We start from the raw sequence: 26,761 nt of genomic DNA, 5'->3' as shown, positions 1-26,761 counted from the left end.
ATGACGAGCCTCTTGCATGACAGTCACCCGCCCCCATATTGCCGACTAGCGTCATTTACCTGAATTCCCTGCTTCCAAGCCCGCTCACCATGTCAAATCCACAAAAAGGTCTCATCCCCGTCACCATCCTGACGGGCTTCCTCGGCTCAGGCAAAACCACCTTGCTCAAGCGCATCTTGACCGAGGCCCATGGCCAGAAGATCGCCGTGATCGAAAATGAATTCGGCGAAGAAGACATCGACACCGAAATCCTCGTCGCCGACACCGAGGAGCAGATCATCCAGATGAATAACGGCTGCGTTTGCTGCACGATCCGCGAGGATTTGCGCACCACGCTGTCCGACCTGGCCGCCAAACGGCGCAAAGGCGAACTCAAATTTGACCGCGTCGTCATTGAAACCACCGGCCTGGCTGACCCCGGCCCCGTGGCGCAGACCTTCTTCATGGACGACGAGATCGCCGAAAGCTATTTGCTCGACTCGATTCTGACCCTGGTCGACGCGGTGCACGCCGAAGAGCAACTCAATACCCGCCAGGAAGCACGCCGCCAGATCGGCTTTGCCGACCAGATCTTCATCAGCAAGGCCGACCTGGCGCTGCCGGAAGCCGTCGCGGCGCTGTCGCACCGGATCAAGCACATGAACCCGCGTGCGCCGCAGCAGCAGGCTCATTTCGGCGAGGTGGCCTTGTCCAAGGTATTCGATCTGCGCGGCTTCAATCTGAATGCCAAGTTAGAGATCGACCCGGACTTCTTGACCATCGAGGCCCCGCATGACCACGATCACGAACATGGCGAGCATTGCGATCACCCGCACCACCATGTGCATGACGATGATGTGAAGTCCTTTGTCTTCAAGTCGGACAAGCCCTTCAACCCCGCCAAATTGGAAGACTTTTTGGGCGCCATCGTGCAGGTCTACGGTCCCAAGATGCTGCGCTACAAAGGCGTGCTGTACATGAAAGGCACGGACAAGCGTGTGATTTTTCAGGGGGTCCATCAATTGATGGGCTCGGATCTGGGACCGAAATGGATGCCGGGTGAGAAAAAGGCGAGCAAAATGGTTTTCATCGGCATTGATCTGCCGAAAGAAATTTTGTTGCAAGGTATGGAAGGCTGTTTGGCCTGAGCGAAAGCGGTCAAACTTCGTAGATTGACATGCCGGGCGTCGCAGGTTCGTGACTACAATGCGCGGCGCCCAAAATGCGAACAAAGCTGGTCCCGATTGATATCTGGCTTGGTAGCTTCGAGAAGCTGCCGGTCAGGGATGTAAGTGCGAGGAGAGAACCGTGAGCAAGACCCAGGCCCCAAAACCCGCCGTTGCGACCGAGCTTGAGCCTACCCAGGCTGGAGCCGAGTCTCGTCCCGCCATCAAGGCAGGCAAGGCCTCATCCAAGGCCAAGACCGAGGCCGCCGATCAGCCCGCCCTTGCCAGCATCGAGGACAGCCCCCCGCCGACCGGAAACAGCCGCTTCGCTGACCGATTCGCTCCCCCGAAGCCGCCCACCAGACAGATGAATACGCCCGTGATTGAAAGCCCCCGCACCGCCGCCAAGTCCGACCCCAAGCTGGTCAACGCCTGGAAGTCCAAGACTGGCGCTGAATTGACCGATGCCGAAGTGCTGGCCATGCCAGAGACCGAGTACATGGGTCCCAAGCAGATCGAGTTTTTCCGCACCAAGCTGACCGAGTTGAAGAACGGCGTTTTGTCAAACGCTGGCGAAACCACCGAGCATCTGCGCGAAGACACCTCCATCGTGCCGGACCCGGCCGACCGCGCCACCATCGAAGAAGAGCATGCGCTGGAATTGCGCACGCGCGACCGCGAGCGCAAGCTGCTGAAGAAGATCATCCAGTCGCTGGCCCGCCTGGACAATGGCGAGTACGGCTATTGCGACGAGACCGGCGAGCCCATCGGCCTGGGCCGTTTGATCGCCCGCCCGACCGCCTCGCTGTCACTCGAAGCGCAGCAGCGCCGCGAGATGAAGCAAAAGATGTTCGGAGACTGATCAGCAATGCCGGGCCGCTCAGATTGAGCGGCCTCGGGTCAGCGGCCCCAGTTCAAGTCCAAAGCAGGTTGCGCGCGCATGACAGAACCGAAAGACGGTGAAGGTTTTTTCCGCAAGGTCGCGCGCTTTGTGGCCAATCCGACCACCGAATGGGCCGAGATCAACTCGCGCCAAGACGACCCCGAAGGCGATCAGGCCAAGGCCGAGTTGCGCGCCATGGTGGATCGCAAGCGGCGCAACGACTTCGTCCGCAAACGCGAGCTTGATATGCTGCGGCGCATCCGCCGCGAGGGCTTGACGCCCGAGCAGTTGGCGATCTTGGGCTCATCAAATTCTCGTCTGGACGAGGTTGAACGAATCAGCGAGCTGAACTCGAAAATCGATCTGGGCGTGAAGGCCAAGATCGACGAAATCGAGCAGCAAATGGCCGGCGAAGGTTATGTCACCACCGAGCCCCAGGTCCCGCATACCCAACGGTTTTACGAAACCAGCACCACGCCGGCGCATTTCGCCACCACCACCACGCCGGAGCCTGCTGCGCCACGGGTGAGCGAATTCGCCTCGGCGGCGGAGATGGAGCGCATGGACTCAGCGCCAGCGCAGGCCGCCCTTGTGATGGGCGCAGGCATGTCGCCACTGTCCGATGCCAAGGCCAGCGTCTTGCCGGCCATCAAAGATTTGCCGCCGCTGGAGATGACATCCTCGGGCACGCTGGCAACAGCAGCGACCGAACAGCCCAAAAAAGCCAAGGAGGCTGTGAAGTCCGACTCAGCCGCACCGCCGCTCAGCTTCAGGGTCGCAGGGCAAGCGATGCCGGAGTTGCGCGAGGTGCAACATGATCCCGAGCTCGACGAGGCCGTGATTGCCTTCGCCAATGCCGACTACGAGACCTGCGAGAACGCCTTGAACAGCCTGGTGCGCCCGGGCGGGCCGCGCAATCTGCAAGGTGAGACTTGGCTGGTCTTGTTTGACCTGTTCCGCGCCACCGGCCAACAAGCCAAGTTCGAAGCTTTGGCGCTGGACTATGCGCGACTGTTCGGCTTATCTGCGCCGCAGTGGTACTCGATGCCCAAGCTGGCGGCCGAAGCGGCCCGGGCCGTACGTGCACCAATGGGCGCATCGGAAGGTGTCAGCTGGACCGCGCCCGAGTACCTGATCGCGGAATCGGTCCATCAACTCAGCAAACGCTGCCAGAACATGCCCATGCCCTGGGTCCTGGACTGGGCTCCGTTGCAAAAATTGGACATTGAGGCCTGCGGCCTCTTGCGCGACTTGTTCCGCAGCTGGGCGCTGCAGCAAGTCGATATGCGCTGGTTGGCCGGGGACGCGTTCTTGCAACTGCTGAGCGAAATGGCCCCGGTCGGCATGCGGGATGCCGACCCCGCCCTGTGGATGCTGCGCCTTGAAGCCCTGCGCCTGGTCAACCGTCCAGACCAGTTCGATGAAGTCGCCATCGACTATTGCGTGACCTACGAGGTTTCGCCGCCGAGCTGGGAGCGCAGCAATTGCCGGGTGCGTATCAGCAGTGCAGGCATGTCGACCATGGGCCCTGCGACAAACACGGTGTCCCTACAGCCCTCGACCCGCTTTATGGAAACCCAGATCAGCGAGTTGCCCCCCCTGCCCACCAGCCTCGAACTGGAATTGCATGGCCAACTCAGTGGCGACATCTCGGAGACCTTGAGTTTGATGAGCGCCAAACTGGGCGCGGCGACCCAGATCAACATCAATTGCCCGAAATTGATACGCCTCGACTTCATGGCAGCCGGCGACTTGCTCAATTGGGTGTTGAGCCGCCGCAGCGAGAACCGCAGCGTCAGCTTCACCGATGCACACCGCCTGGTCGCCCTGTTCTTTGTCGCCATGGGCATCAACGAGCATGCCAAGATCAAGGTGCGCCAGCTGTAGAAGTTCTGGCTTGAAGCCGGGCAGATTGGCCTCATCTGGAGCCGCTATGGACCAACAATCTCCCCTCTTTCACGGCACGACCATCATCAGTGTGCGGCGCGCGACCGCCAATGGCGGCATGCAGGTCGCTATTGGCGGCGATGGCCAAGTCACCCTGGGCACCATCGTCGTCAAGGCAAGCGCCCGCAAGGTACGCAAGCTGCACCGCGACCAGGTGCTGGCCGGTTTTGCCGGTGCCACCGCCGACGCCTTCACGTTGTTCGAGCGCTTCGAAGCCAAGCTTGAAAAACATCAGGGGCACCTGACACGCGCCGCCGTCGAGTTGACCAAGGACTGGCGCACCGACCGCGTGCTGCGCCGTTTGGAGGCGATGCTGGTCGTTGCCGACCGAAGCGCCTCCTTGATCATCACCGGCAATGGCGATGTGCTGGAGCCCGAGTTGGGCATCGCGGCGATCGGCTCCGGTGGCGCCTACGCGCAAGCCGCCGCCCGTGCGCTGCTCAAGCACAGCGAGTTGAGCGCCGCCGACATCGTCAAGCAATCGCTGGAAATTGCCGGCGATCTGTGCATTTACACCAATCAGAACCACACCATCGAGATTCTCGAATGAGCTCAATGACTCCTCAGGAGATCGTCTCCGAACTCGACCAGCACATCGTCGGCCAAAACGCAGCCAAACGCGCGGTGGCGATCGCGATGCGTAATCGCTGGCGCCGTCAGCAGGTCGATGAAAAGCTGCGCGCCGAGATCACGCCCAAAAACATCCTGATGATTGGGCCTACCGGCGTCGGAAAGACCGAGATCGCTCGCCGCCTGGCCAAGCTCGCCGGCGCACCCTTCATCAAGGTCGAAGCAACCAAGTTCACCGAGGTCGGCTATGTCGGCAAGGATGTCGACTCCATCATCCGTGACCTGATCGACATGGCCGTCAAGCAGGAGCGTGAGCTGCAGATGAAGCGCCAGCGGGTGCGCGCCGAAGACGCCGCAGAGGACCGCGTGCTCGACATCCTGGTGCCCGGCAGTTCAACCACAAACGAGGCAGACAACACCGCCCGCCAGATCATGCGCAAGCGCTTGCGCGAGGGTGCAATGGCCGACAAAGAGATCGAAATCGATCTGCTCGAGGCCAAGCCAACGATGGAGATCCTCGGCCCCATGGGCCAGCCCGGCATGGAAGAAATGGCCGAGCAGCTCAAGGGCATGTTCTCGCAAATGGGCGCGGGCAAGAAAAAGACTCGCAAGCTCAAAATTAGCGACGCGATCAAGCATCTGGTCGAAGAAGAAGCGGCCAAGCTGCTGAACGAAGACGAGATCAAGGCCGCCGCGCTGCACAGCGCGCAGGAGATGGGCATCGTCTTCATCGACGAGATCGACAAGGTCTGCTCGCGTTCGGACTCGGGCTCCGCTGAGGTATCGCGTCAGGGCGTGCAGCGCGATCTGCTGCCGCTGGTCGAAGGCACGACTGTCAACACCAAATACGGCATGGTCAAGACCGACCATATGCTCTTCATCGCCTCGGGCGCGTTTCACCTGGCCAAGCCGAGTGACTTGATCCCTGAGTTGCAGGGCCGCTTCCCGATCCGGGTCGAGCTGAGTTCACTCTCGGTCGACGACTTCGAGGCGATTTTGTGCAGCACGCACGCCAGTCTGGTCAAGCAGTATCAGGCGCTGCTGGCGACCGAAGACGTGACACTGGAGTTGAGCGCAGATGGCATCCGACGCCTGGCCGAGATCGCCTTCGAGGTCAATGAGCGCACCGAGAACATCGGTGCGCGGCGGCTGGCGACGGTGATGGAGCGCCTGCTTGACGAGATCAGCTTCGATGCGCCCAATCTTGCCGGTCAAACGGTCAAGCTGAGCGCAGCCGAGGTCGACGCCAAGCTCGGCGAGTTGGCGAAGAACGAGGACTTGTCGAGGTTCATCCTCTAAGGCTGCCTCAGCCCTCGGCTTGATCAACATCAAGTCGAGGGCTTGGGCTCAAGGCTAAGCTCGGGCACCATGCCACACCGACTAAGCACCCGCAGCTGGGGGCTGGCCCGCCCGCCGGCCATGAATGCCGCCGCGCTGCGCACTGAAAAGCGCTGGCGCTGGCCGGTCTTGATCGGCCTGCTGTGCACGATTCCGGCTTTCTATATTGAGCTGCTGGAGGATCTACCGACGCCGCTGGCCGTAGCCATCTATTTGGGCGCGGCCGGGCTGATCGTGCTGTCACTGAGCCTGGTGGCCAGCCAACTCAGCCACCCACGTCAATACCTGCGCAGCAACGCGATGGATTTGGTGTTGGCCGTCGGTTTGGTCGCTGCCGCGCTCCTACCGCCGAGTGTGCACTCTCAACTGGCCTTAGGCCTGCGCTTGTTCGTCGCCATGCTGACCCTGGTGCATATGGCCTGGGCGATCAAATTCTGGGTTACGCGCGGCGGCCTGGGCTATTTGCTGGCGCTGGCGATGCTGGTGCTGTTTTTTTGCGGCGTCGGCTTTTGGGCGCTGGAGCCGCGCGTACACAGCTTGGGCGATGGGCTTTGGCTGGCCTTTACGACCGCCGCAACGGTCGGTTATGGCGACATCGTGCCGACCACGCCCGCTGCCAAGATCTTTTCGGTCTTCGTCGTGCTGCTCGGTTATGCGGTGCTGTCGCTGGTAACGGCGGCGATCGCATCCTTCTGGGTCGAGACCTCGGAGCGCCGCATGGAGCAAGACATCCTCAGGGATATGCATGCGCAGCTGCGCAGCGTGCATGAGGAATTGGCGGCACTCAAAGACGAGCTCAAACGCCTGGAGCGCTAGAGCGCAAGCCGATGCGACTGCAGCGCCAGCATGCCGTCGAAGATCAGCGAGTCGACCAGCTCATGTTCCAGCTCCAGCGTCGGCGCGACCTTCCAGGCGGCGCCGCCGGTCATCAGCGTTAGCGGCGAGCTGCCGACTTTTTTCGCCAGATGCCTGTGCATGCGCTCGATCGCCCCGGTGATGGCAAAGGTGCCGCCACTGGTCAGCGCATCTGAGGTGTTAGTGGGGAAGTCTCGCACCTCTCCGGTGGGTACGCGCAGGCCGGCGGTGCCGCCCTCAAGGGCCCGCAACATGATGCCGTGGCCGGGCATGATCATGCCGCCCAAGAAATGGCCTTCAGCATCTAGCGCGTCCACGGTAACCGCGGTGCCAATCATCACCACCAGCGCCGCACTCGGTCCTGCGGGCGCGATGGCGCGCTGCTGCATGTGCGAGCGCGCGCCGATCAGCGCCACGAACCGGTCGACGCCGAGCCGGCCGGGGTGGTCATAGCCATTGCTAACCCCTCCAGCATGCGCACTCGACACCACCCAGCGCGGCTCCTGATCCCACAGCTCCAACTGCTCCTCGACCCGCCGCCGAACCGCGTCACCGGCCACATTGCAGCCCAGCACACTGTGCGGTGCCGGCAGGCCGCGCCAATCGCTATCGGCCAAGGTCTCGATGGTTTCGAGAAACACCGCCCCATGGGCCAAGAGCACTGCGCCGGGCTGCGGCGATGCGTAGAGCGCCCATTTCAGGCGGGTGTTACCGATGTCGATGGCCAAAAAGCTCATGAGGCGGGTGAAGATAAGCTGACAAAGGCCGCCAGCCTAACAGCTATCCCTCCGCCTAAGCGGAGCAGGCCCGAAGATTCGCGCTTTGCTGAGCAGATGTCGCCAACAAGGTTTTGAAGTCGCCAGCCTGTCTCACCACCGTGCCGATCACCAAAATGGCCGGACTGCTGATCGCCTGTTCGCGCAGCGTGCTGGCAAGCGTACGCAAGCTGCAGATGGCATGGCGCTGCTGCGGGGTATGGGCTGAGGAGATGGCAGCCGCCGGCATGTCGGCATCCATTCCCCCTGCGATCAAGGCCTCGGCCAAGGCTTCGGCCCGCGTCAAGCCCATATAGATCACCAGGGTCAGGCCGCTGCGCGCCAGGGCCGCCCAGTCGGGGCCCTCGCCTACAGGCGCGCCTGCCCGGCTATGCCCGGTCACAAAAGCCACACCCGGCGCATGCCGACGGTCGGTCACCGGGATGCCTATGCTGGCGGGCGCCGCCAGGCCCGAGGTGATGCCATTGATGATTTCAACCGCCAGTCCTGCAGCCTGCAAGGCATCGACTTCCTCGGCGCCGCGCCCGAACATAAAGGGATCGCCGCCTTTCAGCCGCACGACGCGAGCGCCGCTGCGGGCTTCGCGAATCATCAAGTCATGGATGAAGCGCTGCTCCGTAGAAACGCAGCCGCCCCGCTTGCCGACGTACAAGACACGCGCCTGCGGGTTCGCCAGCGCCAGCACGCGCGGGTCGACCAGATCGTCGCTGAGGATCACATCGGCGGCCTGGATGCGCTTGTAGGCCTTGAGGGTCAAGAGCTCTGGGTCGCCGGGGCCGGCGCCGACCAGGCTGACGGAATGACAGTTGTCGCTTTTCATGGATTCACCTCTTCCGTTTGGGCCTGATGAAACACCGTGCCGTCTACCAATCTCCGCAATGCCGGCAAGCAGGAGCCGCATTGGGTGCCGCAACGCAATGCGGATTGCACGCCCTGCAGACGCTCGGCCGCCGAGCCGGCACAGGCACCGAGCTGGGTCCGAATGCGAGCTTCTGAAACATCAAAGCAATTGCACACCTGCGGGCTGCGCGGGGCCAGGTCTTGCGGCTCTCCAGCCTCGGGCGCCAGCAACCGACGGCCATGTGGGGCCACCAGGGCGGCGTCACGCCAAAGTTGCTGAATCCAAGCCCCCTCGCCGGCTTCACCCACACGCAACAGCGCCTGCAAGCGGGCCTCGTTGCCCACGCCGTCGAGCAAGAGCAGGCGCGTGCGGCCGCGCTGTGCGTCGGCATAACGCAGCAGCTTGACGCCCTGCAGCTTCAGCAGTGCAGCAATCCTTGCGATCAGCTCCGGTGCCGGCGCGGTCGCATGCGCGGCCTCAAACGTCCAACCTTCCTTGCCGGTTTGAGCCGGAACGGGCACGCAACAGGCATAGTCGAATTCGGACATCAAGGCGCGCAAGGCCAAGCCCAAAGCAGCCGCCCCGGCCGGCGCCACCCAAGCCGCCGCGCTCAGGCGCCAAGGTAGATCCAAGCGCTGGATATCCACCGCCGAAAATTTCAATTCGGGCTGCTTCGAGTCGGGGCAAAACGCTGGCTGAGTCAGGGCGTTGACACCTAGCAAGGGCTGGCCCTCGGTGCCGCGGCCGGAGATGAACTCTTCGCCCCAATGCATGGCCAGATCGGCCTGCGCCGCAGCAATGCCGGCGTCCGCCCGCAAGGCCACGACCATTTCACCGCGACGCGAACGTATTCGAACCAAGTCTCCATCCTTGAGTCCCCGGCGCGGCATGTCTTGCGGATTCATGCGCAAGACCGGCCCGGCCTCATGGCCGAACATGCGGCTGACCACGCCGCTGCGGCTCATGCCATGCCATTGATCGCGCAAACGGCTTGTAGTCAAGCCAAAAGGAAAGCGTGCGTCGACCTGCTCAGCGCAGGCTTGGTAGGGCTTGGCAACAAAGCGCGCGCGGCCATCGGGCATAGCGAAGCTGCGGTCTTCATAGAGGCGCGCGCGCCCCTTCAGCGCGCCTTCTGGAAACGGCCATTGCTGCGGCCCGTCGCGGTCCATCAAGGCGTAGCTGAGGCCGCTGATGTCGAGGTCGCGGCCACGAGTGGCCTCACGGTGCTCAAGCCACAGCGCTTCGCTGCTTTCGAAATCAAACAAACTGGGGCGGCCGGGCCGCAGCACCGGCTCCAACAAGCGCGCCACATCGCGCACGATTTGCCAGTCTTGTTTAGCTCCGCCCGGCGGGCCGATTGCCGCGCGCACGCGACTGATGCGGCGCTCGCTATTGGTGACGCTGCCGTCCTTCTCGCCCCAGGTTGCGGCCGGCAAAATCACGTCGGCATAGGCGGCTGTCGCGGTGCCGGAAAAGCATTCCTGCAGGATCACCAACTCGCAGCGCTCCAGCGCGCGCCGCACCAGCGCCTGGTCGGGCAGCGACTGCGCCGGGTTGGTGCAGGCTATCCACAAGACCCTCACCTCGCCGCGTGCCGCCGCCTCGAACAGCTCGACTGCCGTCTTGCCTGGCTTACTCGGTAGCTCGTCGACGCCCCACAGGGCGGCGATCTCGGCTCGGTCCGTCGCCAAATTCGGGTCGCGGTGGCCGGGTAGAAGCGTCGCCATGCCACCGACCTCGCGCCCGCCCATGGCATTGGGTTGTCCGGTTAGCGAAAGAGGTCCGGCGCCGGGCCGGCCGATCTGGCCGGTGGCCAGATGCAAATTGATCAAGGCGGTGTTCTTGGCCGTGCCGCTGCTGCTTTGGTTGAGGCCTTGGCAATAGAGCGACAAGGTGGAGGGCGACTGGGCAAACCAGCGCGCGGCTTGCAGCAGGTCCACTTCCTTGACGCCGCAGATGCGCGCGGCTTGCGCCGGCGTCATGTCGCGCGCCAGCGCCTTGAGCTCGGCAAAGCCAGTCGTATGCGCATCGATAAAAGGCTGAGCCAGCAGGCCGTCCCAGATGCAGGCATGCAGCAGACCCAGGCACAGCGCCACATCGGTGCCGGGCAGGATCTGCAGATGCAGGTCGGCAAACTCGGCACTTTCGGTACGGCGCGGGTCGACGACGATGATCTTCATCAAAGGGCGCAAGGCTTTGGCCGCTTCGAGCCGGCGAAACAGAATCGGGTGCGCCCAGGCCGGGTTGGCGCCAGAGATGAAGACGCAGTCCGCGTGGTCCAGATCTTCATAACAGGCCGGCGGCGCATCGGCGCCCAAGCTTTGCTTGTAGCCGACCACGGCGGAACTCATGCACAGGCGCGAGTTGCTGTCGATGTTGTTGGTGCCGACAAGAGCGCGGGCGAGCTTGTTGAAGGCGTGATAGTCCTCGGTCAACAGCTGGCCGGAGATGTAGAAGCCGACCGAGTCGGGTCCGTGCTCGCCAATGACCGCGGCCAGTTTGTCGGCCACATGCTGGTTGACGGCGTCCCAGCTGCTCGCTTCCATGGGTGCAGTCCGCTCGACCCGCAGCATCGGCTGCAGCAAGCGCCGGGTTTGCAACACCACCGGCGCGGCGGTCAGGTGCAAGGTCGAGCCCTTGCTGCACAGGCGGCCGAAATTGGCCGGATGATCGGGGTCACCCCGCACGCCGGTGATGGCCCCGGCCTCGCTCTCGATGATCACCCCACAGCCAACGCCGCAGTACGGGCAGGTCGAACGCGTGTCCATAGAGTTTCAGCAGCTGCGCGTGCAGGGTCCGGCTTTGATCGGCTCAAATTCCAGGCCTATGCTGGCCAGCTCGCCTTCACAAAGCATCACCTGACCCGCCTCCACCCTAACGTTGAATTTGGCCGTGCAACCCTCGTCGGGCGCCTGCGCCTGGCCGCTGTCCAGTGCGATGGTCCAGTTATGCAGCGGGCAGGCCACTTTGTTGCCGAACACGATCCCTTGGCTGAGTGGCCCGCCCTTGTGGGGGCAGCGGTCCAGCAGCGCGAACACCGCATCATCGGCCGTGCGAAACAAGGCGACTTGCGGGCCTTGGCTGCGCTGCACGCGACGGGAGCCCAGCACCGGGATGTCGGACAAAGCGCAGATTTCTTTCCATTCCTTCATTGCTAATCTCCCTCTCACAGCGCTTCAAACTGACGCAAATCGACCTTGGCCTTGTCGAAATCGAACCAAGGATCGGGCTCACCGGCAAGCGCGAATTGCAGCTGCGCCCACAGTGCGCGGCGGCCCTCACCGTCTTCAAGAACCCTCTGCTTCACATAGTCGATGCCGACTCGCGACACGTAATGCACGGTGCGCTCCAAGTACCAGCCCTCGGTACGGTAAAGCTGCATGAAGGCGCCGGTGTACTCCAGCACTTCTTCGGCCGTCTTGAGCTTGGTAAGAAACACCGCAACCTCGGTCTTGATGCCGCCATTGCCCGCCACATACATCTCCCAGCCGCTGTCGACGCCGATGATGCCGACGTCCTTGATGCCCGCCTCGGCGCAGTTGCGCGGGCAGCCCGAGACCGCGAACTTGACCTTGTGGGGCGCATACATGCCCACGAAAGCGCGCTCCAGGTCCTTGCCCATTTGGGTGCTGTCTTGCGTGCCCATGCGGCACCACTCGGAGCCGACGCAGGTTTTGACCGTGCGCAGCGCCTTGGCGTAAGCATGGCCAGAAGGCATGCCTATGTCCTTCCAGACGCCGACCAGATCCTCTTTCTTCACGCCCAACAAGTCGATGCGCTGTCCACCGGTGACCTTGACGGTGGGGATCTTGTATTTATCGACCGCGTCGGCAATGCGGCGCAACTCCGACGCAGTGGTTTCACCGCCCCACATGCGCGGGATCACCGAGTACGTGCCGTCCTTCTGGATATTGGCATGCGCCCGCTCATTGATGGCGCGGCTTTGCGGATCGTCCTGCGCCGCCTTGGGCCAGCTGGAGATCAGGTAGTAGTTCAGGGCCGGGCGGCAGGTCGGGCAACCATTGGGCGTCTTCCAGCTCAAAGCTGTGTAGACGCTATCCAGGCTGATCAAATGCTGTTTGACGATGGCCTCTCGCACATCCTGATGACTGAGATCGGTACAAGCGCAAACCGCCTTCTTCTTCGGCGTGGCCGAATAGTCGCCGCCGGCGGTGAACATCAGCAACTGCTCGACCAGACCGGTGCAACTGCCGCAGGACGCACTCGCCTTGGTGTGCTTGCGCACCTCCTCCAGCGTGAACAGACCCTTGTCCTTGATCGCCTTGCAAATCGTGCCCTTGCTGACGCCGTTGCAACCGCAGACCTCGTCGCTGTCCGCCATGGCGGCTGCCTTGTTGTGACCTTGATGGCCGACGTCACCAATATTCGATTCGCCGAACATCAGCTTGTCGCGGATATCGGCGACCTTGCGGCCCTCGCGCAGCAGCTTGAAGTACCAGGATCCATCGACCGTGTCGCCATACAGGCAAGCGCCAACCAGTTGGTCGTTCTTGATCACGAGCTTTTTATAGACCCCGGCGAAGGGATCACTCATGACGATTTCCTCAAAGCCCTCCCCGCCGGTGAAGTCGCCGGCCGAGAACAGGTCGATGCCGGTCACTTTCAGTTTGGTCGAGACCGAGCTGCCGGTGTAGCGGCCGATGCCGAACTGCGCCAAGTGCGTGGCGCAAACCTTGCCCTGCTCGAACAGCGGCGCCACCAGGCCGTAGGCGATGCCGCGATGCGCGGCGCATTCGCCGACCGAGTAGATGCGCGGGTCGGTGGTGGTCTGCAGCGTATCGCTGACGACGATGCCACGGCTGCAGTGGATGCCGGCACTTTCGGCCAAGGCCGTATTGGGGCGGATGCCGGCGGCCATCACGACCAGATCGGCCGGGATTTCGCTACCGTCCTTGAATTGAACCGCCATCACTCGGCCGTCTTTGCCGCCGATCAAGGCCTGCGTCTGCGCGCCGAGCTTGAACTTCAGGCCGCGCGCTTGCAAGGATTTGCGCAAGAGGTCACCGGCCACATCATCGAGCTGGCGCTCCATCAGCCAATCTCCGATATGCACCACCGTCACCTGCATGCCCCGCAGCATCAAGCCGTTAGCGGCCTCCAGGCCCAGCAAGCCACCGCCGATCACGACTGCGTGCTGGTATTTGGTCGCAGCGTCAATCATCTCCTCGGTATCGGCGATGTCGCGGTAGGCGATCACGCCGTCCAGATCCTTGCCGGGAATAGGCAGGATGAAGGGCGTGGAGCCGGTAGCGATCAGCAGGCGGTCGTAATTGGCCTCTGTGCCATCCGACGCGATGACCTTGCGGCGAATTCGGTCGATCTGCGTGACCGTTTTGCTTAGATGAAGGGTGATGTTGTTGTCCGCATACCAATCAAGCGGGTTGAGGATGATCTCCTCAATCGTTTGCTCGCCGGCCAGCACAGGGCTCAGTAGGATGCGGTTGTAGTTCGGGTGCGGCTCGGCACCGAAGACGGTGATGTCGTAGAGATCCGGCGCCATCTTGAGCAGCTCTTCGAGCGTGCGCACGCCGGCCATGCCGTTGCCGATCAACACCAGCTTCTGTTTAAGGCCAAGGAACTTGCTGGAGGCGTTCATGCCAGCACCTCGCTGCGGGCATCCTTGGCGTGGCGGGTGTAGAGAAAATCGATCACCGCCTTGCGGGCCGCGATATACGACGCGCTCTCCGACAACTCGACACGGCTGCGCGGCCGCGGCAGATCCACGCTGAGGATCTCGCCTATCGTTGCGGCCGGCCCATTGCTCATCATCACGATGCGGTCGCTCAAGAGCACCGCTTCGTCCACATCATGCGTAACCATCACCACCGTGCTTTGTGTGGCGGCGACGATCTTCAGCAGCTCGTCCTGCAGATGCGCGCGTGTCAGCGCATCGAGCGCGCCGAAGGGCTCGTCCATCAACAAGACCTTAGGACTCATGGCCAGCGCGCGGGCAATGCCTATGCGCTGCTTCATGCCGCCGGAGATCTCATGCGGGCGCTTGTGTGTCGCGTGACTCATGCCGACCAGCGCCAGCGCGGCCTCGGTGCGCTCGATCAGCTTGGCCTTGGACTCGGCCCGCTCGAACACCGACTCCACACCCAGATAGACGTTCTCGAAGCACGACAACCAAGGCAAGAGCGAATGGTTCTGGAACACCACCGCGCGCTCAGGGCCGGGCTCGGTGATCTCGCGGTTGTCGCACAGCAGCACGCCGCTGCTGGGCCGCAGCAAGCCGGCGATCAGGTTCAGCAAGGTCGACTTGCCGCAGCCGGAATGGCCGATCAGCGTGATGAACTCGCCGCGCTGCACCTGCAAGTCAATCTTGCTGAGCGCGTGGAAAGAGCCCTTGCGGGTGTTGAAGACCATCTCGGCCGCTTGCACTTCGATGAAAGCTTTTGTTGTTGTCATCGCATCAGTCCTCGAAAGAGAAGCGTTTGGCCACCGCCATCAAGACCCATTCCAACGCCAGCCCGACGATGCCGATGACGAAGATGGCGATGATGATGTGGGCGACATTGAGGTTGTTCCATTCGTCCCAGACCCAGAAGCCGATGCCGACACCGCCGGTCAGCATCTCGGCCGCCACGATCACCAGCCAGGCGGTGCCGACAGAAAGCCGCACGCCGGTCAAGATGTAAGGCAGCACGGCCGGCAAGAGGATGCGGGTGATAACCTTCCATTCAGACAGCTTCAAGACCCGCGCCACGTTCAGATAGTCCTCGGGCACGCGCTGCACGCCGACCGCCGTGTTGACCACCATGGGCCAGATCGAGCAGATAAAGATGGTCCAGATCGCCGCCGGATTTGCGCTCTTGAACACCAATAAACCTATCGGCAGCCAGGCCAGCGGAGAGACTGGCTTGAGCAGACTGATCAGCGGCGAGATCATGCGGCTGGCGAACTCGAAGCGGCCGATGATGAAGCCCAAGGGGATGCCGACCAGCGCCGCCAAGCCGAAGCCCAGCGCGACCCGCTGCAAAGAGGCCAGGATGTTCCAGCCTATGCCTTGGTCGTTCGGACCGTTGCTCCGGAACGGGTCGGCGAAGAGCTTGACGGCGGCATCAAAGGTGGCCGACGGGGTTGGAAAGGGCCCGCCTTTCTGGGTCGCCAAGGCCCAGATGCCGATCAACAAGGCCAGACCCAGCACTGGCGGCAGCACGCGCAGCCAGACGCCGCGCCAGTCGATCGGCATCCGCGCGGTTTGCGGTTTAGCTTTCACTTTCTGCGGGGGAGATACAGGCGGCTTGACCAGCTCGATGCTGACGTCACGCGGCGAATGGAAGACGGCACTGACCATGGTGATGGACTCCTCAGGCTTTGACTTTGAAGGCATCGGCGTACTTGGCAGCCTCGCGCCCGTCCCAGACCACACCGTCAATCAGCTTGGAGCTGCGCATGGCGTCTTTGGGCACATTGACCTTCAGCGCGCTGGCGGCTTGCTTGTACAGATCGATCTGGTTGATTTGCTTGGCGACCGCCAGATAGTCCGGGTGGTCTTTCAGCAAGCCCCAGCGCTTGTGCTGGGTCAGGAACCACATGCCGTCGCTCAAATAGGGGAAGTTGACCGCCCCGTCATTGAAGAACTTCATGTAGTTGGGGTCGTCCCAGGTCCTTCCTAAGCCGTTTTGATAGCGGCCCAGAATGCGCTGGTTGATCGCGTCTACGCCGGTGTTGACATAGGCCTTCTCGGCGATGGTGTCGGCCATCTTGAGCTTGTTCTGCAGGCCGGCGTCTATCCAGCGTCCGGCCTCCAGCACGGCCATGATGACGGCGCGCGCAGTGTTCGGGTACTGCTTGACGAAGTCGCCGCTGCTGGCCAGGACCTTTTCGGGATGGTCTTTCCAGATGTCTTGCGAGGTGACGGCGGTGATGCCGATGCCGTCGACGATGGCGCGGTGGTTCCAGGGCTCGCCGACACAATAGCCGTCCATATTGCCGACCCGCATATTCGCCACCATCTGCGGCGGCGGCACTGTGATGACCTTGGCATCTTTGAGCGGGTTGATGCCATGCGCGGCCATCCAGTAGTACAACCACATCGCATGGGTGCCGGTCGGGAAGGTCTGCGCGAAGGTGTACTCCCGCTTGTCGGTCGCCATCAGCTTGGCCAAGCTTGCGCCGTCGACCGCGCCCTTGTCGGCCAGCTTCTTGGACAGCGTGATCGCCTGGCCATTGTTGTTCAGCGTCATCAGGACGGCCATGTCCTTCTTGGGGCCGGCCACGCCGAGGTGGACGCCGTAAATCATCCCGTAAAGGGCATGCGCCATGTCCAGCTCGCCGTTGACCAGCTTGTCGCGCACGCCGGCCCAGGAAGCTTCCTTGGTCGGGATGATCTTGACGCCGTATTTCTTGTCGAAGCCCAGCACCGAGGCCATCACGACGCTGGCGCAATCGGTCAGCGGAATGAAGCCGATGCGGACTTCTTCCTTCTCGGGTTTGTCGGAGCCGGCGGCCCAGGCGCCACCGGGCAGACTGCTGGCAAGACCTGCGAGACCAGATACAGCGCCGGCGGCCGCGCCGGTCAATAGTTTGCGACGATCTGCGCTCATCAAACCTTCTCCTTGAAGTTCAAGACTCTTGCTCATCAACATCTCCAGTTCCAAAAACAAAAACGGCGTCGACCCGCTCAGGCTTTCCAAAGAAAGCTAGAGCCAAGGTCGGACGCCGTTGTCCGTCGAAAATCTATATTGCGCTTGAGTGAACCCACGCCGTTGTGAGTCTCAGGATCTACTTAGCAGGACTCGTGCCAGCTGAAATACTGGCCTTCAAAGCGCTTGATGCACGCTTTGAAGGCATGCGCCGACCAGAATCAACCCAGTTTGGTGCAGCGCAACAAGGCCTGCGCATCAATGATGCGTTCGGCCACATCGAGCAAGGGCGAGCCACGGTCCATCGCCAAGCGGCGCATGCGCTTGTAGGCGGCGTCTTCATCCAGCCCCATCTCCGCCATCAGGATGCCTTTGGCCCGCTCGATGAGCTTGCGCCCACTGAGTTGCGCTTGCGCCTGCGTTAGCTCCTGGCGCAGGGCCAGGTCTTGCTCAAAACGCAGGCAGGCCACTTGCAGCACCGAAGCCAGGCGCTGCGGCTGCAGCCCCGCCACCACATAGGCGCTGACGCCGGCCTGCAGCGCTCGGCGCATCGTTCCTTGGTCGCCGTCCTCCGAGAACACCACCACCGGCCGCGGCATCTGCACCGACAGCGTGGCGAGGTTCTCCAAGGTGTCGCGCGTCGGCGACTCACTGTCGACGATCACCACATCGGGCTTCAGACGCAGCACGCAGTCATGGATCAAGGCACCCTGCTCGATCACGCCGACCACCTCGCAGCCTTGGCGCGCCAGCTCTTGCTGAATCAGTTGCACCCGGTGCGCGCCGTCGTCGATCAGCAGCACACGCAAGCCTTGGGCGGGGCTGGGCGGTGCGGCGATGGCGATGGCCTTGATGGGCGGAGTGGGCATGCTGGGATTTTGCATAGTCTGGACCGAGTCATCAGCCAAATGCAAGTTTCGTGCCCAGCTAGGCATAGCCCCTAGCGCGAACATAGGGCCAGATCAATCCCCTAATTTGAATCTGCGCTGCCAAGGCCAGGGTGAGAAATTCCTTGTGCTAACGCCAGCTCGCCATGGAATACTCGCCGCGTCGGCCTTTGTCGACCGGCCTCATAAATCAACTTTAGATAGGAGATCAAGCCATGAAACTCAGCGCTTCCATCTGTTTGGTTCTGCTTGCAGCCTTGGCCGGCTGCAGCTCCACGCAATACATCATGAGCACCAAAGAAGGCCGCATGATCGTCACCCACGGCAAGCCCGACTTGGATGAGAAAGCCGGCAGCTACGAGTACCGTGATGCCGAGGGCAAGCGCATGACCATCATGAAGGGCGAAGTCGTTCAGATCATGGAACGCTGACACGCGCATCAAAGGCAGCACATTGAGGGCGGCATGGCCGCCCTTATCATTTGCGCCAATGAAAACACGACTCCTGCTCCTTCAACTTGGCGCCCAATATGGCTTGGACGAACAAGCCGCGCTTCAGCTACAGCGCGCGGCAGGCCTGACCGAGCAGCCGCGCAACTTGAGCGCACAGCTGCTGCGCGGTACGGCCTTGTTGGCGGGAGGCTTGGCCGGCTTAGGGCTTTTGATGTGGGTGGCGGCCAACTGGGCCGAGCTGGGGCGTGCCGGGCGATTTGCTCTCTTGCAAACCCTGCTGCTCGCCAGCGCGCTAGGTGCAGCGCTGTGGCCCAAGGCCCGCGCCGCCTTGGCCTTGTTATGCCTGCTGAGCTTGGGCGGTTTGCTGGCCTTTTTCGGCCAAACCTACCAAACCGGCGCCGACCCTTGGCTGCTGTTTGCGCTCTGGGCCGCCTTGGGCCTGCCGCTGTGCTTGGGCGCGCGCTCCGATGTTTTGTGGGCGCCCTGGGCTGCGATCACGACAACAGCGATTGCGCTATGGTTGGACACCCATTTAGGCGGGCGCTGGAGCGCGCTGCCGGTTGGCCAAGACGCAGATATCGTGGTGCACGCGCTAGCTTTTGGCGCAATCAGCCTGATGCTGATTCTGCTCGGGCCGTTGTGCCGCCGCCAGACCGGCGCCGGTCTGCTCACGCTGCGTGTGGCGGTGGGGCTGGCCACCGCCTTGGTCACCGCAGTGGCGCTGAATGGTTTACTGCGTACAGAGGTGATGCCGCAATATTGGATCGGCCTGATCCTGGGGCTGCTGGCTGCCGCACTGGTCGCCCGCCGTGCTCAAGGCTTTGACATGGCTCAGCTGAGCATCTTGGCCTTAGGGCTGAACACGCTGCTGGTGTTCGGTGCTGCACATTGGCTGAGCCTGGGCCATGGCTCGCTCGGCGACGATCCGCTGCGGCTTCTGCTGCTCGGGGCGTGTGCGGCTCTGCTGCTGGCGGCCAGCGTCAGCGGCCTGATGCGGCTCGCACGTCACCACGCCGGCGCGGCGGGAGCTGCCCAATGAACACAGCAGCATTGACGTCGGCGCAAGTATTGCAGCGCGCGATCACAGCGGGCTTGTTACCCAGTTCAGCAGAGTTGCCTGCCACCGAGGAACGCCCCTGGTCACTGGTGATGCTGACGGCGCTGGGCGCCTGGTTGGCGGCGGTACCACTGCTGATTTGCATCTACTTGCTGCTGGGGGCGGCGTTGACAGAAGGGGGCGGCGCCTATCTCGTCGGTGCCCTGCTGGTGGCGGCGGCGAGCATCATCTTGCGCGCCAGGAAGGCGGCCTTGTTCGTCGAGCAATTGGCCCTGCCGCTGTTGCTGAGCGGCGCGCTGACCTTGAGCCTGGGTCTGTACCGTGATTTGCACGAATCAGTCGCTTCGGCCCTGCTGCTGATAGTCTGCTTCGGGCTGGCCCTGGCCATTGACAAAGCTTGGCTGCGCGTGTTGCTGGGAGCGGCTGCCGGCCTGTTTTTCTGCATCATGCTGATTCCAACGGGATTGAGCCAGCGCAAGGGGCTCGGGGTGTACTGGCTGATCTTGCATGCGGGCGTGGTGATGGGGCTGGTCGCGCTGCTCTTGCAGCAGGCCCGCCTGCTGCACGGCAGGCATGCGGCCAAGGCGGCGCTGCTGGAGGCAGTTGCCACCGGTTGGCTCTTGATGCTGGTGCTTGGCCTCGCGGTCTTGGGCAGTTTCGCCGCTCTGGAACAGGGCTTTTTCGGCCCCGAGTTGGAGATGCCCGCCAGCTTGCGATGGGCCTACCAGGCCGGCGCAGTCGCATTCGCGCTGGGCGGCTTTGCCCTGGCCGCGCGAGCTTGGCCTGATCTGCGCCGCCCAATGCCTCTTGCCGTCGCGATGGTGCTGGCCGGCCTTTGCATCTGGCTGCCTTGCCTGGGCGGCCTCTTGATGCTGCTGGCCTGGAGCAGCTCCAACCGGCGCTGGGAATTGGCCACGGCCAGCGCGAGCGCTGCAGTCTGGGTGCTGGGGGCGTCTTACTATCAACTCAGCTGGGGTTTGAGCAGCAAGGCGGCTGTGCTGGTGAGCGCAGCCGCCTTGCTGGCACTGATCGTCGGGCTCGCGGCTCGGAGTCAATACACGGTGGCAAGCACGGTCAGCGCCAACTCGCAAGCCCGGCGGATGCCCGGCGCCGCCTGGCTCTTGAGCGCGAGTCTGCTGGGCCTGGCCGTCGTCAACACCGGCATCTGGCAAAAGCAGCGCCTGATCAGCGAGGGCCGACCGCTCTTTGTAGCGCTGGCACCCGTTGATCCGCGCTCACTGATGCAGGGCGACTTTATGCGCCTGAATTACGGTTTAGGTTCCGACATCAATGCAGCCCATTTGTACCGGCTTGGCACTGCGCGTCCCCAAGTGGTGCTGAAGCTTGACGCGCGCGGCGTCGCGCGCGTGCAGCGCTTGCATGAGCCGGGTGCTACGGGCACGGCTCTGGCCCCAGATGAGCAATTGATGGAATTGAGCCCCAAGAATGGAGGCTGGACGCTGGTCAGCGATGCCTGGTTCTTCCGTGAAGGTGATGGCGCGCGTTGGCAAGCGGCCAAGTACGGCGAATTCAGGGTCCGCCCCGATGGCCAAGCCTTGCTGGTCGGACTGGCCGACGCCAAGCTCCAGCGCATCGAGCCTTAAATGGGGTCAGGTTCAGTTTTATGCCATTGTTGCCGATGACAATCCTTTGAAGTAGCGAACAGGCGCGAGCACCGGACCTTTTTTGATGCTGAAGAAAATCTCCGTACAACAAGTCCGCATCGGCATGTTTGTCCAGTCGCTGGAAGGGTCTTGGCTGGCCCATCCCTTTTGGAAGACCAAGTTTCTGCTGCAAGAGCAAGCGGACTTGGATGCCTTGCTGAGCAGCGGTGTGCCCATGCTGGTGATTGATACCGAGCGCGGCTTGGACGTGAGCGACGCAACCCCGGCCGCGCCGCCGGAACAGCAAGTGAGCCCGCCCCCCGCCGAACCGGCTGCCGCAGCCAAGCCCAAGTCAGAGGATCAGCGCGCGCCCACCAGCATGGCCGCCGAAATGGCCCGCGCCAATATCCTTGTCAACCGCTCGCGCGAGGCCGTGACCTCGATGTTTGGCGAGGCGCGTTTGGGCAAGGCCCTGGACGCCGATCAATGCCTGCCCATCGTCGAAGAAATCAGCAACTCGGTCTCGCGCAATCCGTCCGCGCTGATCAGCCTGGCGCGCCTGAAGACCAAGGACAACTACACCTATATGCATTCGGTGGCGGTCTGCGCCTTGATGGTCTCCCTGGCCAAACAGCTCGGCCTCAGTGACGAGCAGACCCGCGAGGCCGGCTTGGCCGGCCTGCTGCATGACATTGGCAAGATGGCCATGCCGATGGATGTGTTGAACAAACCAGGCAAGCTGACCGACGCCGAGTTCAACGTCATTCGCTCCCATCCGCTGCGCGGCTACCAAATGCTCAAAGAAGGCGCCTCGGTGCCGGCCGGCGCCTTGGATGTCTGCCTGCACCACCATGAAAAAATGGACGGCTCTGGCTATCCGCAAAAGCTCAAGGGCGAGCAGATCAGCCTCTTGGCCCGCATGGGCGCGGTCTGCGATGTCTATGACGCGATCACCTCGACCCGGCCCTATAAATCGGCCTGGGACCCGGCCGGCTCGATTCAGCGCATGGCGCAATGGTCGGGCGACCATTTCGACCCGGTGGTGTTCAAGGCCTTTGTGAAAAGCGTCGGCATCTATCCGGTCGGCAGCCTGGTCAAGCTTGAATCGGGGCGGCTGGCGGTCGTGTCCGAGCTGAACGCGGCAAGCCTCGCCGCGCCGGTGGTGCGGGTGTTCTATTCGACCCGCTCCAGCATGCCGATTCCAGTTCTGACCCTGGACCTCTCGCACCCCAGCACGCGCGACAAGGTCCTCAGCCGCGAAACCCCCTCAGACTGGGGCTTCAGCTATCTGGACGATATCTGGCAGCAGCCCAGCGGCGCTTGAGCACCCCTTAAATGGGGTCAGGTTCATTTAATCGCCATCCATTTCGTCAACACCCCGTCAACCTGACGTTTACGTAAACGTCAATCAAGCCCTAGAATCACAGCAGTTTTGCTGCTACAAACCGGCAAGCCTGAAGACATTAGCCGCTGCCGCTGGAGACCCGCCATGACCGATTTGTCCGCCGAATACAAGGCCCTCGCCAACTACCGCCCGTCCAACAAGGTGCGCTTTGTAACGGCCGCCAGCCTGTTTGACGGCCATGACGCCGCCATCAACATCATGCGGCGCATCTTGCAAGGCATGGGCGTCGAGGTGATCCACCTGGGCCACAACCGCTCGGTCGACGAGGTCGTCACCGCAGCACTGCAAGAAGACGCGCAAGGCATTGCGATCAGCAGCTACCAGGGCGGCCATGTCGAGTACTTCAAATATATGGTCGAGTTGCTGAAGGCTCGCGGCGGCTCGCATATCCAAGTCTTTGGCGGCGGCGGCGGTGTGATCGTGCCGGCCGAGATCCGCGATCTGGCCGAGCATGGCGTGCGCATCTTTAGCCCAGAGGACGGCCAGCGCATGGGCCTCCAAGGCATGATCGGCGAGATGGTGATGAAGGCCGACCAGGACTTCAGCGTCTATGCCCCCAAGGCCTTGAGCAGCCTGCAAGGCCATGGCGAAGGCGCTTGGCGCTCCTTGGCCCAACTGATCACGGCGCTTGAGAACGATAAGGCGGACAAGGCGTTGGTCGCCGAGTTGCAAGCCGCCGCCAAGAGCATCAGGGTGCCCGTGCTGGGCATCACCGGCACCGGTGGCGCCGGCAAAAGTAGCCTGACCGATGAGTTGATCCGCCGCCTGCGGCTGGACCAGAACGATGCTTTGCGCGTGGCCGTGATCTCAATCGATCCGTCGCGCCGCAAGAGCGGCGGTGCGCTCTTGGGCGATCGGATCCGAATGAACGCGATCGGCCCCTGGAGCCAAGGTCAGCGAGTATTCATGCGCTCCTTAGCCACGCGCGACTTCGGCAGCGAAATCTCCCCTGCCCTGCCCGATGCGATCGCAGCGGCCAAGGTGGCCGGCTTCGATTTGATCATCGTCGAGACCTCGGGCATTGGACAGGGCGACGCGGCCATCGTGCCGCATGTCGATGTGCCGATGTACGTGATGACGCCGGAATTTGGCGCGGCCAGCCAGCTCGAAAAAATCGACATGCTGGACTTCGCCGAGTTCGTCGCGATCAACAAGTTCGACCGCAAGGGCGCGCTCGATGCGATCCGCGATGTCGCCAAACAGGTGCAGCGCAACAAGGAAGCCTGGACCACAGCGCCGGATCAGATGCCGGTCTTCGGCACCATGGCCAGCCGCTTCAATGATGACGGGGTGACCGCGCTCTACCAAGCCCTGAAGCCGCGCCTTGCCGACTTGGGCCTGCAGCTGAACGAAGGCCGCCTGCCGCAAGTGAACACCCGCCACAGCACCCACCAAACCCCGGTGGTGCCCGCTGCACGTGTGCGTTATCTGGCCGAGATTTCCGATACCGTGCGCGGCTACAAAAAGCGCTCCCGTCAACAAGCGACGCTGGCGCGCGAGATCCAGCAACTCTGGGGCAGCTCACGCATGCTGCTGGAAGCCAACCCGGACAAGCAAGGCGCGCGTATGGCCTTGAGCGACTTGGCCGAAGCGCGCGAAGCGCAGATGGACGCCCCGGCCCGCCAATTGCTCAAGCAATGGCCGGATATGCAGCAGGCTTACGGCGGCGACGAATATGTGGTGAAGATCCGCGACAAGGAAATCCGCACCAACCTCGTTCACACCAGCCTCTCGGGCACCAAGATCCGCAAGGTCGTGTTGCCGGCCTATGAATGCCATGGCGAGCTGCTGAAATGGCTGCTGCTGGAAAATGTGCCCGGCAGCTTTCCCTATACCGCCGGCGTGTTCGCCTTCAAGCGCGAGGGCGAAGATCCGACCCGTATGTTCGCCGGCGAAGGCGATGCCTTCCGCACCAACCGCCGCTTCAAACTGGTCAGCTCCGGTATGCCGGCCAAGCGCTTGTCGACCGCTTTCGACTCGGTCACGCTCTATGGCGCCGACCCCGCACCGCGCCCGGACATCTACGGCAAGGTCGGTAACTCCGGCGTCAGCATCGCGACGCTGGACGATATGAAGGTGCTCTACGACGGCTTCGATCTGTGCAGTCCGACGACCTCGGTGTCGATGACGATCAACGGCCCGGCGCCGACGATTCTGGCGATGTTCATGAACACCGCGATAGACCAGAACCTCGCCAAGTTCAAAGCGGACAATCACCGCGACCCGACCGCTGACGAAGCCGCCAAGATCAAGGACTGGGTTTTGGCCAATGTGCGCGGCACCGTGCAGGCCGACATCCTGAAGGAAGACCAGGGCCAGAACACCTGCATCTTCTCGACCGAGTTCAGCCTGAAGGTGATGGGTGACATCGCCGAGTTCTTCGTGCACCACAATGTGCGCAATTTCTACTCCGTCTCGATCAGTGGTTATCACATCGCCGAGGCCGGCGCGAATCCGATCAGCCAGCTGGCACTCACACTCTCCAATGGCTTCACCTTTGTCGAAGCCTATCTGGCGCGCGGCATGCACATCGATGACTTCGCGCCGAACCTGAGCTTCTTCTTCTCCAACGGCATGGACCCCGAGTACACGGTGCTGGGCCGCGTGGCGCGGCGCATCTGGGCGGTGGCGATGCGCGACAAATACGGCGCCAATGAGCGCAGCCAAAAGCTCAAATATCACATCCAAACCTCGGGCCGCAGCCTGCACGCGCAAGAGATCCAGTTCAACGACATCCGCACCACGCTGCAGGCCTTGATCGCGATCTATGACAACTGCAACAGCCTGCACACCAATGCTTTCGATGAGGCGATCACGACGCCGACCGAAGAGTCGGTGCGCCGCGCGATGGCGATCCAACTGATCATCAACCGCGAATGGGGCCTGGCCAAGAACGAAAACCCCAGCCAAGGCGCTTTCATCATCGAAGAGCTGACCGAACTGCTGGAAGAAGCGGTGCTGAGCGAGTTCGAGAAAATTGCCGAGCGCGGCGGCGTGCTGGGTGCGATGGAAACCGGCTACCAGCGCAGCAAGATCCAGGAAGAGAGCATGCACTACGAGATGCTCAAGCACACCGGCGAGTACCCGATCATCGGTGTCAACACCTTCCGCAACCCGCATGGCGACCAGGTGATGGAAAGCATCGAGCTGGCGCGCTCCACCGACGAAGAAAAGCAGTCCCAGCTGCATCGCTTGCGCGACTTCCACGCCACGCATGCGGCCGACAGCGCCGCTCAGTTGCAGCGTTTGCAGCAGGCCGTCATCGACAACAAAAATGTCTTCGAGGTGCTGATGGATGCGGTGCGGGTTTGCTCGCTGGGCCAGATCACTTCGGCCTTGTTCGAGGTGGGCGGGCAGTATCGGCGCAGCATGTAAGGCCGGCTAGGCGCTAGGCATTGTGCTTAGTGCTTGGTGCTTAGCGCCTTGTGCCCAAGACTTGAGGCTTAGCCCTGGCGCTGCTGCGACAGCCAAGCCCGGGGCGCCTGCCCACTCGCTTGGGTGAACGCGCGCGAGAACGAGGCGGCGCTGGCATAACCCAGCGCCTCACCGGCACTCTTGATGGACGAGCCGCCCAGCAGCATCGATCGCGCGAGCGAGACCCGCCACTGCAACAGGTATTCGGCCGGCGTGCGGCCAAGCTGCTGTTTGAACTCGGCTGCGAAGCTGCTGCGCGACATACCCGCCACCAGCGCCATGCTCTGCAGCGACCAAGCCTCGCCCGGCGCCTCATGCAGGGCCGTCAGCGCACGCGCCAGCTTCGGGTTCGCCAGCCCATAGATCAGGCCCGCCGGCATGCCAGCCTGCTCGGGGTGATCGAGCAACCAGCGCAGCAACTGCAGCAACAAGACCTCAAACAAACGGTCGGCCAAAAGGCGCTGACCACAGCGCAAGCGTTCGGTCTCCGCGAACAGCAGCGCCAGCGTCGGCTCGAGCCCGTCCACCGAGCGCAAGGGCAAGACCAAAACCGGCGGCAGGGCCGCCACCAGTGGATGGCGCTCGCCGCCTTCAAAGTCCAGGGTGGCGCACACAAAGTCGGCACCTTCGCTGGGCGCGTTACGGAATTGATGCGCCAGCGGCCGCGGGTAAAACAGCAGCGTAGGTTCGCTCACTTTCACTTTGCGTGGCGCGGCGCTGCCTGGCGGGTGCGTCAGCACCATTTCACCCCGGCGCAGCACATGCATGAAAGCGCGGCCCGGCTGGGCGTCGAAATGCGTCACCCCGCACAAAGCCCCGGCATGGAAAAGATGCGCTCGCACCCGGAAGCGATCGAGCAGCGACGACAGGCGATCAAGTGGCGGCGCGGAAGTTGCGGGCATGGGCGCGTGAGGATTCAAGCAAGCCTCGGACGAATTGGTATGTTGTTTGGATTTTAAGCAGCAATTCGCTCTTCAA

Annotated in this window: 21 protein-coding genes; 11 read left to right on the top strand and 10 right to left on the bottom strand. The window is 62.6% G+C overall.

Annotated elements, in window-relative coordinates; all coding sequences use genetic code 11:
• Positions 1 to 89 precede the first annotated feature (89 nt).
• The 6 genes from LNV08_RS14525 to LNV08_RS14500 all read left to right on the top strand — a co-directional run bounded on the left by LNV08_RS14525 (position 90) and on the right by LNV08_RS14500 (position 6,699).
• On the top strand, positions 90 to 1,127 hold the full coding sequence (locus tag LNV08_RS14525) for a CobW family GTP-binding protein (protein WP_263534437.1): 1,038 nt from the start codon (positions 90 to 92) through the stop codon (positions 1,125 to 1,127).
• 160 nt (positions 1,128 to 1,287) lie between these two features.
• Positions 1,288 to 2,007 (top strand): RNA polymerase-binding protein DksA, encoded by a 720-nt coding sequence (gene dksA / locus LNV08_RS14520; RefSeq protein ID WP_263534436.1) that lies wholly within the window; start codon positions 1,288 to 1,290, stop codon positions 2,005 to 2,007.
• A gap of 78 nt (positions 2,008 to 2,085) precedes the next feature.
• Positions 2,086 to 3,915, top strand: a complete 1,830-nt coding sequence (locus tag LNV08_RS14515; RefSeq protein ID WP_263534435.1) for a hypothetical protein — start codon at positions 2,086 to 2,088, stop codon at positions 3,913 to 3,915.
• Positions 3,916 to 3,961: 46 nt separating this feature from the next.
• Positions 3,962 to 4,525, top strand: a complete 564-nt coding sequence (gene hslV, locus LNV08_RS14510; RefSeq protein WP_318014125.1) for an ATP-dependent protease subunit HslV — start codon at positions 3,962 to 3,964, stop codon at positions 4,523 to 4,525.
• The gene (hslU, locus tag LNV08_RS14505; RefSeq protein WP_263534434.1) at positions 4,522 to 5,844 is read left to right on the top strand and encodes an ATP-dependent protease ATPase subunit HslU; all 1,323 of its coding nucleotides are present in this window, start codon (positions 4,522 to 4,524) and stop codon (positions 5,842 to 5,844) included. Before hslV ends, hslU begins: the two co-directional genes overlap by 4 nt.
• A gap of 69 nt (positions 5,845 to 5,913) precedes the next feature.
• On the top strand, positions 5,914 to 6,699 hold the full coding sequence (locus LNV08_RS14500) for a potassium channel family protein (protein WP_263534433.1): 786 nt from the start codon (positions 5,914 to 5,916) through the stop codon (positions 6,697 to 6,699).
• On the opposite strand, the gene LNV08_RS14495 is transcribed toward LNV08_RS14500, so the two are convergent.
• The 9 genes from LNV08_RS14495 to LNV08_RS14455 form a co-directional block, all read right to left on the bottom strand.
• Entirely contained in the window at positions 6,696 to 7,475 is a 780-nt protein-coding gene (locus LNV08_RS14495) for a type III pantothenate kinase (protein ID WP_263534432.1), read from the bottom strand. The genes LNV08_RS14500 and LNV08_RS14495 overlap by 4 nt on opposite strands.
• A 55-nt stretch (positions 7,476 to 7,530) precedes the next feature.
• Positions 7,531 to 8,334 carry a uroporphyrinogen-III C-methyltransferase gene (gene cobA, locus LNV08_RS14490; protein WP_263534431.1) on the bottom strand — a complete coding sequence of 268 codons (804 nt, stop codon included), beginning with the start codon at positions 8,332 to 8,334 and terminating at the stop codon, positions 7,531 to 7,533.
• Complete coding sequence (locus LNV08_RS14485; protein ID WP_263534430.1) at positions 8,331 to 11,123, bottom strand: molybdopterin-dependent oxidoreductase; 2,793 nt, start codon at positions 11,121 to 11,123, stop codon at positions 8,331 to 8,333. The genes cobA and LNV08_RS14485 overlap by 4 nt, the downstream gene beginning before the upstream one ends.
• A gap of 6 nt (positions 11,124 to 11,129) precedes the next feature.
• Positions 11,130 to 11,507 carry a nitrite reductase small subunit NirD gene (gene nirD, locus LNV08_RS14480; protein WP_263534429.1) on the bottom strand — a complete coding sequence of 126 codons (378 nt, stop codon included), beginning with the start codon at positions 11,505 to 11,507 and terminating at the stop codon, positions 11,130 to 11,132.
• Positions 11,508 to 11,521: 14 nt separating this feature from the next.
• The gene (nirB, locus tag LNV08_RS14475) at positions 11,522 to 13,972 is read right to left on the bottom strand and encodes a nitrite reductase large subunit NirB (RefSeq protein WP_263534428.1); all 2,451 of its coding nucleotides are present in this window, start codon (positions 13,970 to 13,972) and stop codon (positions 11,522 to 11,524) included.
• Positions 13,969 to 14,784 carry an ABC transporter ATP-binding protein gene (locus tag LNV08_RS14470; RefSeq protein ID WP_263534427.1) on the bottom strand — a complete coding sequence of 272 codons (816 nt, stop codon included), beginning with the start codon at positions 14,782 to 14,784 and terminating at the stop codon, positions 13,969 to 13,971. Before LNV08_RS14470 ends, nirB begins: the two co-directional genes overlap by 4 nt.
• A 4-nt stretch (positions 14,785 to 14,788) precedes the next feature.
• Positions 14,789 to 15,673, bottom strand: a complete 885-nt coding sequence (gene ntrB / locus LNV08_RS14465; RefSeq protein ID WP_263534426.1) for a nitrate ABC transporter permease — start codon at positions 15,671 to 15,673, stop codon at positions 14,789 to 14,791.
• Between the two features lie 13 nt (positions 15,674 to 15,686).
• The gene (locus tag LNV08_RS14460) at positions 15,687 to 16,925 is read right to left on the bottom strand and encodes a CmpA/NrtA family ABC transporter substrate-binding protein (RefSeq protein WP_263534425.1); all 1,239 of its coding nucleotides are present in this window, start codon (positions 16,923 to 16,925) and stop codon (positions 15,687 to 15,689) included.
• 260 nt (positions 16,926 to 17,185) lie between these two features.
• Entirely contained in the window at positions 17,186 to 17,833 is a 648-nt protein-coding gene (locus LNV08_RS14455) for an ANTAR domain-containing response regulator (RefSeq protein WP_263534424.1), read from the bottom strand.
• A gap of 233 nt (positions 17,834 to 18,066) precedes the next feature.
• Between LNV08_RS14455 and LNV08_RS14450 the strand changes: the two genes are divergently transcribed.
• From LNV08_RS14450 to icmF, 5 genes are all read left to right on the top strand, one after another.
• On the top strand, positions 18,067 to 18,282 hold the full coding sequence (locus tag LNV08_RS14450; protein WP_263534423.1) for a YgdI/YgdR family lipoprotein: 216 nt from the start codon (positions 18,067 to 18,069) through the stop codon (positions 18,280 to 18,282).
• Between the two features lie 58 nt (positions 18,283 to 18,340).
• Complete coding sequence (locus LNV08_RS14445) at positions 18,341 to 19,342, top strand: DUF2157 domain-containing protein (RefSeq protein ID WP_263534422.1); 1,002 nt, start codon at positions 18,341 to 18,343, stop codon at positions 19,340 to 19,342.
• The gene (locus LNV08_RS14440; protein WP_263534421.1) at positions 19,339 to 20,964 is read left to right on the top strand and encodes a GDYXXLXY domain-containing protein; all 1,626 of its coding nucleotides are present in this window, start codon (positions 19,339 to 19,341) and stop codon (positions 20,962 to 20,964) included. The genes LNV08_RS14445 and LNV08_RS14440 overlap by 4 nt, the downstream gene beginning before the upstream one ends.
• An 85-nt stretch (positions 20,965 to 21,049) precedes the next feature.
• Complete coding sequence (locus tag LNV08_RS14435) at positions 21,050 to 22,288, top strand: HD-GYP domain-containing protein (RefSeq protein WP_263534420.1); 1,239 nt, start codon at positions 21,050 to 21,052, stop codon at positions 22,286 to 22,288.
• Positions 22,289 to 22,453: 165 nt separating this feature from the next.
• Entirely contained in the window at positions 22,454 to 25,744 is a 3,291-nt protein-coding gene (icmF, locus tag LNV08_RS14430) for a fused isobutyryl-CoA mutase/GTPase IcmF (protein ID WP_263534419.1), read from the top strand.
• A 68-nt stretch (positions 25,745 to 25,812) separates the two neighbouring features.
• On the opposite strand, the gene LNV08_RS14425 is transcribed toward icmF, so the two are convergent.
• Positions 25,813 to 26,685 carry an AraC family transcriptional regulator gene (locus tag LNV08_RS14425; RefSeq protein ID WP_263534418.1) on the bottom strand — a complete coding sequence of 291 codons (873 nt, stop codon included), beginning with the start codon at positions 26,683 to 26,685 and terminating at the stop codon, positions 25,813 to 25,815.
• Between the last annotated feature and the right edge of the window lie 76 nt (positions 26,686 to 26,761).

The sequence above is a fragment of the Paucibacter sp. TC2R-5 genome (assembly GCF_025717605.1).
Taxonomy (GTDB): Bacteria; Pseudomonadota; Gammaproteobacteria; order Burkholderiales; family Burkholderiaceae_C; genus Paucibacter_A; species Paucibacter_A albus.
Note: the sequence above shows the minus strand (reverse complement) of the source record. Positions and strands in the feature narration are given on the sequence as shown.

What these genes read in the sequence shown, in the direction of transcription:
- LNV08_RS14470 (WP_263534427.1), bottom strand. Translation starts at nt 14,784, where the DNA reads ATGACAACAACAAAAGCTTTCATCGAAGTGCAAGCGGCCGAGATGGTC.
- LNV08_RS14455 (WP_263534424.1), bottom strand. Translation starts at nt 17,833, where the DNA reads ATGCCCACTCCGCCCATCAAGGCCATCGCCATCGCCGCACCGCCCAGC.
- ntrB (WP_263534426.1), bottom strand. Translation starts at nt 15,673, where the DNA reads ATGGTCAGTGCCGTCTTCCATTCGCCGCGTGACGTCAGCATCGAGCTG.
- LNV08_RS14435 (WP_263534420.1), top strand. Translation starts at nt 21,050, where the DNA reads ATGCTGAAGAAAATCTCCGTACAACAAGTCCGCATCGGCATGTTTGTC.
- LNV08_RS14460 (WP_263534425.1), bottom strand. Translation starts at nt 16,925, where the DNA reads ATGAGCGCAGATCGTCGCAAACTATTGACCGGCGCGGCCGCCGGCGCT.
- LNV08_RS14495 (WP_263534432.1), bottom strand. Translation starts at nt 7,475, where the DNA reads ATGAGCTTTTTGGCCATCGACATCGGTAACACCCGCCTGAAATGGGCG.
- LNV08_RS14525 (WP_263534437.1), top strand. Translation starts at nt 90, where the DNA reads ATGTCAAATCCACAAAAAGGTCTCATCCCCGTCACCATCCTGACGGGC.
- LNV08_RS14515 (WP_263534435.1), top strand. Translation starts at nt 2,086, where the DNA reads ATGACAGAACCGAAAGACGGTGAAGGTTTTTTCCGCAAGGTCGCGCGC.
- nirB (WP_263534428.1), bottom strand. Translation starts at nt 13,972, where the DNA reads ATGAACGCCTCCAGCAAGTTCCTTGGCCTTAAACAGAAGCTGGTGTTG.
- LNV08_RS14425 (WP_263534418.1), bottom strand. Translation starts at nt 26,685, where the DNA reads ATGCCCGCAACTTCCGCGCCGCCACTTGATCGCCTGTCGTCGCTGCTC.
- LNV08_RS14440 (WP_263534421.1), top strand. Translation starts at nt 19,339, where the DNA reads ATGAACACAGCAGCATTGACGTCGGCGCAAGTATTGCAGCGCGCGATC.
- LNV08_RS14450 (WP_263534423.1), top strand. Translation starts at nt 18,067, where the DNA reads ATGAAACTCAGCGCTTCCATCTGTTTGGTTCTGCTTGCAGCCTTGGCC.
- hslU (WP_263534434.1), top strand. Translation starts at nt 4,522, where the DNA reads ATGAGCTCAATGACTCCTCAGGAGATCGTCTCCGAACTCGACCAGCAC.
- LNV08_RS14485 (WP_263534430.1), bottom strand. Translation starts at nt 11,123, where the DNA reads ATGGACACGCGTTCGACCTGCCCGTACTGCGGCGTTGGCTGTGGGGTG.
- icmF (WP_263534419.1), top strand. Translation starts at nt 22,454, where the DNA reads ATGACCGATTTGTCCGCCGAATACAAGGCCCTCGCCAACTACCGCCCG.
- LNV08_RS14445 (WP_263534422.1), top strand. Translation starts at nt 18,341, where the DNA reads ATGAAAACACGACTCCTGCTCCTTCAACTTGGCGCCCAATATGGCTTG.
- nirD (WP_263534429.1), bottom strand. Translation starts at nt 11,507, where the DNA reads ATGAAGGAATGGAAAGAAATCTGCGCTTTGTCCGACATCCCGGTGCTG.
- cobA (WP_263534431.1), bottom strand. Translation starts at nt 8,334, where the DNA reads ATGAAAAGCGACAACTGTCATTCCGTCAGCCTGGTCGGCGCCGGCCCC.
- LNV08_RS14500 (WP_263534433.1), top strand. Translation starts at nt 5,914, where the DNA reads ATGCCACACCGACTAAGCACCCGCAGCTGGGGGCTGGCCCGCCCGCCG.
- hslV (WP_318014125.1), top strand. Translation starts at nt 3,962, where the DNA reads ATGGACCAACAATCTCCCCTCTTTCACGGCACGACCATCATCAGTGTG.